Source organism: Microcystis sp. M53598_WE2, from assembly GCF_030067735.1.
Classification (GTDB): Bacteria; Cyanobacteriota; Cyanobacteriia; order Cyanobacteriales; family Microcystaceae; genus Microcystis; species Microcystis aeruginosa.
Window position 1 is genome coordinate 1 of the sequence record NZ_JASJFE010000189.1, and the last position, 6,393, is coordinate 6,393.

Sequence of the window (6,393 nt, forward strand, 5' to 3'; positions counted from 1 at the left end):
ATTTTAGGGAGAATAATGGGATTGATAGAGATAATAGGATTTCATTTACAGGAATCATACTAAATCCTGTTTAAAAGGTATAGGAGAGTACCGGAGCGCCAGAGCAGGGAGAAACAATTCATAACTTGGGAGTTAATCACACTATTAACAACGGATTTGGTATGACCAGCAATTTAAGGAAAGATGCTCGCCTCAAATTAACCCAATTATATCCGTCAATTTTAACTGGACAGACCCCTGGGGATGAGGGACTTTTTTAGGGGCAATCCACGGCAAAAACAGCCCCTAAAACTGATTATTGACCCGGACTTGGTGCTTCTATCGGGGACTCTGGGGAAAGGGGAGTCGATTCAACTATTGGCGGTGGGGCCGGAGGTTGGAGAATATTGCGCCAGCCTCGTATTTGGGAGCGAGCCGAACTGTAAGCGGTACTTTCCGGGGATACGGATTCAGCAAGGCGAATAGCTTCCAGATAACTGCCATTATTAGCTTGGTCCGTGGCTAAAGACAAAAGCTGATAACTCCAACGTTCCAGCAATTCAGTCCGTTGCACACCCGCATCGGTTTTAGTGGAAATATTGGTAACTAAAGCAATCGCCTGGGTTAAACCTTCTGCGGTTCCCGTCGCCGCTAATTGATTAGCCTGTTGGAGATTTTGACGGGCCCGCAACTCTCGGCGCCAACGACGGATATTTTGGGAAGCTTCCGAGGAAAGAGTGCGACCGGGGGGAATTTGATTGGCAGTTTCGATCGCTGTGCTATAGTCTTTGAGATTGGCCAAAGCTTGAGCCTGATCTAAAATGGGTTGATCCTCCATGCGTTCAATCCGCACTTGCCAGTCGCCAATTTCCCGTTGGGCATCTCGGTATAAGGCCCGATTCTTAGCGATTGCCCGCGCCTGAATAATAGCGTTACTGAGGGAATTAATATCGCCGGGGAGAGCGATTTCCCGCGCGCGTTCTAAAATCGGCCGGTCTTCAATCACTTGTATTTGACGATTCCAAGAGGCAATTTCCTGCTGTGCTTGCGACCAGAGGGGGTTATTACGGGGAACCTCGCCCGCTTTCGCGATAGCGGCGCTATACTGCTCGATCGTACCTGCTTGTGCTAAATCTCTAGCCTCGGACAGTATTCTTAGATCCTGTACCTGTAACTGCCAGCGCTCCCTCATAGCTAGGGCCGTTTGATGGAGAGGTCGAGAAGCGTCGATTTGTTCTAGTCCCAGTATGCCAGCTTCCAATCCCTCCACCGTGCCGGCTTCCGCATCTAAAGCCGCTTCAGACAAGAGGGACCAATCGGTGACATCTTCTTTAATTTTGAGGTCTTTGGGGGTTTGGTTAGCCAAATCCCGGAGAGCTTGCCATTGCTTCCGCTCAATTAATCTTTCGGCGTATTCTTGCAGTTTATCCTCGGTTTTCCCGATTAATTTTTGTGCCTCCTGATAGGCATAACTGCTGGCTTGAATTTTTCTAGCTTCTTCGATGACTTTGAACCAATTGTCGAGACCGCCCCGGCCAAAGAGATTAAAGGCATTATCTAATTTACTGCTATCTTCCCGGGCGACGGTAATTTTAGCGAGCGCTTCATTATATTTAACCGTTGCCCAATATTCGTTATTTAAGTTCAATAAATCCACCGCTAGACGGAAAGATTGATTCCAGTTGGAAGCGCGGAGATTTTCCTCTAGTTTGCTTAAGATATCGTTGCCTTCCGTCCAAGTTCCTTGCCACTTAGCGATTCTTTCTTCAATAATTGCCGCTACTGCCATATTATTGGGGATTTGACGAGCTTTAGTGATCGCTTGCTGTAAATTTCCCGCTTGATAGTCTTTTTCAGCCAAATTCAGGATATCTCGCGCCCATTCTTCCACCTGTTGATTAACTTGCGATCGCAAGGGATGGTCATCGGGTAAAGCTTCCACTAGGGCAATTGCTTCGAGTAAACCTGCCACGGTGCGACTATCGGCGGAAAGTTGAGCGCAGTAGAGACGCAGGGAGGCAGAAGCGATAGGCCAGAAGATTTTTGGGCAATTGGGCGACTTCTGCATATTTAATAACTGCCAAGTGGCGAGAAAGCCAACACCGCCAAAGACCACCACAAATAAAGCCGCCCAAACTTTCCAAGTGAAACGATGCTGGTATCGGTACCAAAAGAGAAAAAGAAAAGACTTAGTTTTTTCTGGCCAACGAGTCAGGGAGTCAATCGATTCTCGTTTGACTAGATTTTCGGTTAATTCTTTTCCTTTAGACATTCACTACTCCCCGGCAGATATTTTAGATAGATTTTACCCTAATGGCGCTCATTGCCCAACTTCTCAGCAAGATTCAGCTTGTAGAGACTCGACTAATTCGATTAATTGTCTCTCGTTGGCATTATACACTTCCCGACAAAACTCACAGATGGCTTCCGCTTGTTTATCCTTTTCGATGATGTCTTTTAATTCATCGACCCCGAGGAATTTTAAAGCTCCTAAGGCCCGTTCAAAAGAACAATCACAATCAAAACGCAGCATCTGCACAGCCGGAAAAATTTCTAGACCCATATCTCCGAGAAGTTCCTGAAAAATATCTTCTAGTCCTTTTCCTGCCCGTAAAAGGGGCGTAAATCCCGTTAATTTTCGCAATCTCGACTCTAAACGAGCCACCAAGACCTCATCCCGGGACGCTTCTTTAGAGAGAACTTGTAATAAAATTCCCCCGGCTGCCGTTACTCCTGTGGTCGTACCGACAAAAACCCCCACTTGCAAAGCGGAGGGAATTTGTTCCGATTGGTCCAGGTAGTAGGCGATATCTTCCCCCACTTCCCCAGAAACTATCTCGACGATGCTTTCTTGAAGTTCATTTCTCCCCTCGCCTTTTTCTTCCCGTAAGACTCGCACATAACCCTTGTCACCCACGGCGCGACCCACATCTAATTTACCCTGAGCATTGGGGAGTAATTCCACCTGGGGATAGTCCACATAACCCCGCACCGTGCCATCGAGTCCCGCATCAACTAAAACACCGCCTAGGGGACCATCGCCTTTAATGCGAATATTGACCCTAGAACCGGGTTTTTTTAAACTGGAAGCCAAGAGTAAAGCCGATGCCATCGTGCGACCGAGAGCAGCGGTGGCTACGTTAGATAATTTATGTCTTTGGCGGGCTTCTTCCGTTAAACGAGTGGTAATCACTCCTACTACTCTAATTCCGCCATCGGCGGCCGTGGCGCGGATTAATTTATCTGCCATACTACTTACTGTTATCCTTGGAAAACGCTGTCCCGATTTTTAGTTATTCTTTAACTAACTTAACAAAAATTATCAGACAACAATATGTTCGGCAATTTTCAACAAAGTCAGCTGCGTATCGAAATCTCGGCCAGTGAACAGGCTATCCGGGATAGTTTGCTCAAAACTGCTCATCTCCGTCAATGGCTGTGGCCGCAAATGCTCTCGCCCAATCTACCCGATAAATTAGAGGAAGGCTTGACTTTTACCTCTTGGTTAGGTTTAATTCCCATACAACATCAGGTTTTATTGGCCAATGACCAGTGTTTACGCTTGCTGTTGAGTCAAGGTATCGATGGCTATCACGAATGGTATTGGGGCGATGGTTGGTTACAATCGCGGTTAGAAGGCATTTCCCTCCTTCCCCTCAATCTCGGTCAAACTCTCAGTTTATTGAAATTACGACTATTTTTGAGCAATCAAAAGTTAGAAGTGCGGGATTTAGGAGTGGCTAGTAGGTAAATCGCACTTTAAAAACCCAATTATCGATTGTTTCTCCCCGCTGCTCACTCTCCCACACCGGGAGATTGGCCGCACCATGCAAGTCCGAGACTAATGACAGGGTAAGAACGGGGGTCTTCCCCCGACATTTGAGATAAAATCGATCTAGTTAAAAATTTAATTCCGAAACTATGTTCGACGCACTGGCCGACCGCTTAGAAGACGCATGGAAAAAATTACGAGGTCAAGATAAAATCTCCTCGGCCAATATACAAGAAACCCTCAAAGAAGTCCGGCGGGCTTTATTAGAAGCAGATGTTAACCTACAGGTGGTCAAGGGATTTATTGCTGAGGTCGAGAAACAAGCCCTCGGCGCTGAAGTGATTTCCGGAGTCAATCCCGGTCAGCAATTTATCAAAATTGTCTATGATGAATTAGTTAAAATTATGGGGGAAAGTAACGTCCCCCTAGCTCAGGCCGATAAACCCCCCACCGTAATTTTAATGGCCGGGTTGCAAGGGACAGGAAAAACCACCGCCACCGCCAAATTAGCCCTATATCTCCGCAAACAGTCCAAAAGCTGCCTGATGGTGGCCACCGATGTTTACCGTCCGGCGGCCATTGACCAATTAATCACCCTCGGTAAACAGATAAATGTTCCCGTCTTCGAGATGGGTTCTCAGGCTAATCCCGTCGATATCGCCCGTCAAGGTGTGGAAAAAGCCAAAGAATTGGGCGTAGATACGGTTATCATCGACACCGCCGGTCGTTTGCAGATAGATACCCAGATGATGGGCGAACTAGCACAAATCAAGAAAATTGTCAAGCCCGACGACACTTTATTAGTGGTGGATGCGATGACCGGTCAGGAAGCGGCCAGTCTTACCAACACTTTTCACCAACAAATCGGCATCACGGGGGCAATTCTCACCAAACTTGATGGCGATACTCGCGGTGGGGCGGCCCTATCAGTGCGGCAAATATCGGGACAACCGATTAAATTTGTTGGGGTTGGCGAAAAAGTAGAAGCTTTAGAGCCATTTTATCCCGATCGCCTTGCCAGTCGCATCCTCAATATGGGTGATGTCCTGACGCTAGTGGAAAAAGCTCAGGAACAGTTAGACCTAGAAGACGCGGCCAAAATGCAGGCCAAGATTTTAGAGGCTAAGTTTGATTTTAATGACTTCCTCAAACAGATGCGGCTGTTAAAAAATATGGGTTCCCTGGGGGGAGTCTTGAAGTTAATCCCCGGTCTAGGCAAACTGAGCGGGACAGACATCGAAAAGGGCGAAAAAGAGTTAAAACGCACGGAAGCGATGATTAATTCCATGACCACGGAGGAACGCGCTAACCCCGATTTATTGGCTAAGTCTCCTAATCGTCGTCGTCGCATTGCCAAAGGTTCGGGACATCCAGAAACAGAAGTTAACAAACTAATTACTAATTTCACCAGAATGCGATCGATGATGCAACAGATGGGACGGGGACAAATGCCCGCTATGCCGGGGATGCCCGGGATGGGTGGCGGAATGTTTGGGGGTGGCAATCAACCGGGGTTCCGCGGTCAAGGTGGCAGCCCGAAAAAACCGAAGAAAATCAAGAAAAAGAAAGGTTTTGGCGATTTATAGAGGCTAAAAATGTTGAAATCCAGAGCTTAAACTGAGGTTTCTACCGTCGGCTAATTTTATCTCTCTCCCAGGGACAATTTGACCGATTATCGCCCCCTCTTCCCCCACTTTCTCGAGCAATTCTCTGGCACTGTCCGGAGGCAAACACAAAACTAACTCAAAGTCTTCACCGCCGTATAAAGCCCATTCTAGAGCTTTTTCGGCTCCTACATATTCTTTCAGGGTTGGATGCAGGGGAATCCTCTCGATTTCAGCACCAACCCCACTACAGCGACAAATTTGCATGATGGCATCTGCTAACCCGTCACTGCTATCCATGCCCGCGATGGGAAATTGCTTGACAATTTTTTGTAAATGTGGTATGCAATCAAGTCTCGGTCGCGGCCGTTGATGAGCTTGGATTAATCGCTTTTTTTGGGCGGAATTTAAATTCCTCCCGGTTTCAGGGTGAAAGAGTAACTCTAATCCAGCCCGCGATAAACCGTGATAACCAGTAATAACGATACTATCGCCAACTTTTGCGTTAAAACGTCTAATTTCTTCATTTTTTGCCACTTGTCCCAGGGCGGTGATGCTGATGTTAATCTCCGTGGCCCGACAGACATCGCCACCAACGATCGCCGTCTGATATACTTGCAGACAAGAGCTAAGACCCCGATAGAGTCCTTCTAGCCAATCGATGGCTAGATTGGGAGTTAAAGCCAATCCTACCGTAATTCCCAGGGGTTCTGCCCCCATAGCCGCTAAATCGGATAAATTAGCCGCCGCCGCTCGCCAGCCCACATCTTCCGGAGAGGTAGTAAGATCGCTAAAGTGGACGTTATTAACTAAAACATCAGTGGTGACAACGAGAGAATAACCCTCTTTCAGGGATAAAATCGCCCCATCATCACCGATAATCTCCGCAGGACAATATTTTTGCAGAATCGGTAGCAATCCCTGTTCACCCAAGTCTTTAACGGTTAAATTCATAATTTCTGGGAATTGAACGATGCAGCTTCTAAAAAGTCTTTAGTTAGGGCTGGCTGAATAATGGTAAAACCCTTTTAAAATAAG

The 6,393-nt window shown here is 47.0% G+C and carries 5 protein-coding genes; 2 read left to right on the forward strand and 3 right to left on the reverse strand.

Annotated elements, in window-relative coordinates; translation table 11 throughout:
- Window positions 1-295 precede the first annotated feature (295 nt).
- Both PX636_RS04080 and hslO read right to left on the reverse strand, forming a co-directional pair.
- Entirely contained in the window at window positions 296-2,251 is a 1,956-nt protein-coding gene (locus PX636_RS04080) for a chromosome segregation ATPase (RefSeq protein WP_288116292.1), read from the reverse strand.
- 63 nt (window positions 2,252-2,314) lie between these two features.
- Entirely contained in the window at window positions 2,315-3,229 is a 915-nt protein-coding gene (gene hslO / locus PX636_RS04085; protein ID WP_002796148.1) for an Hsp33 family molecular chaperone HslO, read from the reverse strand.
- A gap of 84 nt (window positions 3,230-3,313) precedes the next feature.
- Between hslO and PX636_RS04090 the strand changes: the two genes are divergently transcribed.
- Together PX636_RS04090 and ffh are read left to right on the forward strand one after the other, a co-directional pair.
- Window positions 3,314-3,730 carry a hypothetical protein gene (locus tag PX636_RS04090; protein ID WP_002796146.1) on the forward strand — a complete coding sequence of 139 codons (417 nt, stop codon included), beginning with the start codon at window positions 3,314-3,316 and terminating at the stop codon, window positions 3,728-3,730.
- A gap of 170 nt (window positions 3,731-3,900) precedes the next feature.
- The gene (gene ffh / locus PX636_RS04095) at window positions 3,901-5,337 is read left to right on the forward strand and encodes a signal recognition particle protein (protein ID WP_004268212.1); all 1,437 of its coding nucleotides are present in this window, start codon (window positions 3,901-3,903) and stop codon (window positions 5,335-5,337) included.
- Window positions 5,338-5,340: 3 nt separating this feature from the next.
- Here ffh and thiL read toward each other — a convergent pair whose 3' ends face one another.
- Window positions 5,341-6,309, reverse strand: a complete 969-nt coding sequence (gene thiL / locus PX636_RS04100; protein WP_288116293.1) for a thiamine-phosphate kinase — start codon at window positions 6,307-6,309, stop codon at window positions 5,341-5,343.
- Between the last annotated feature and the right edge of the window lie 84 nt (window positions 6,310-6,393).

Bases quoted from the DNA above. Each gene is read 5' to 3' on its own strand.
- PX636_RS04080 (WP_288116292.1), bottom strand. From the start codon at position 2,251: ATGTCTAAAGGAAAAGAATTAACCGAAAATCTAGTCAAACGAGAATCG.
- hslO (WP_002796148.1), bottom strand. From the start codon at position 3,229: ATGGCAGATAAATTAATCCGCGCCACGGCCGCCGATGGCGGAATTAGA.
- PX636_RS04090 (WP_002796146.1), top strand. From the start codon at position 3,314: ATGTTCGGCAATTTTCAACAAAGTCAGCTGCGTATCGAAATCTCGGCC.
- ffh (WP_004268212.1), top strand. From the start codon at position 3,901: ATGTTCGACGCACTGGCCGACCGCTTAGAAGACGCATGGAAAAAATTA.
- thiL (WP_288116293.1), bottom strand. From the start codon at position 6,309: ATGAATTTAACCGTTAAAGACTTGGGTGAACAGGGATTGCTACCGATT.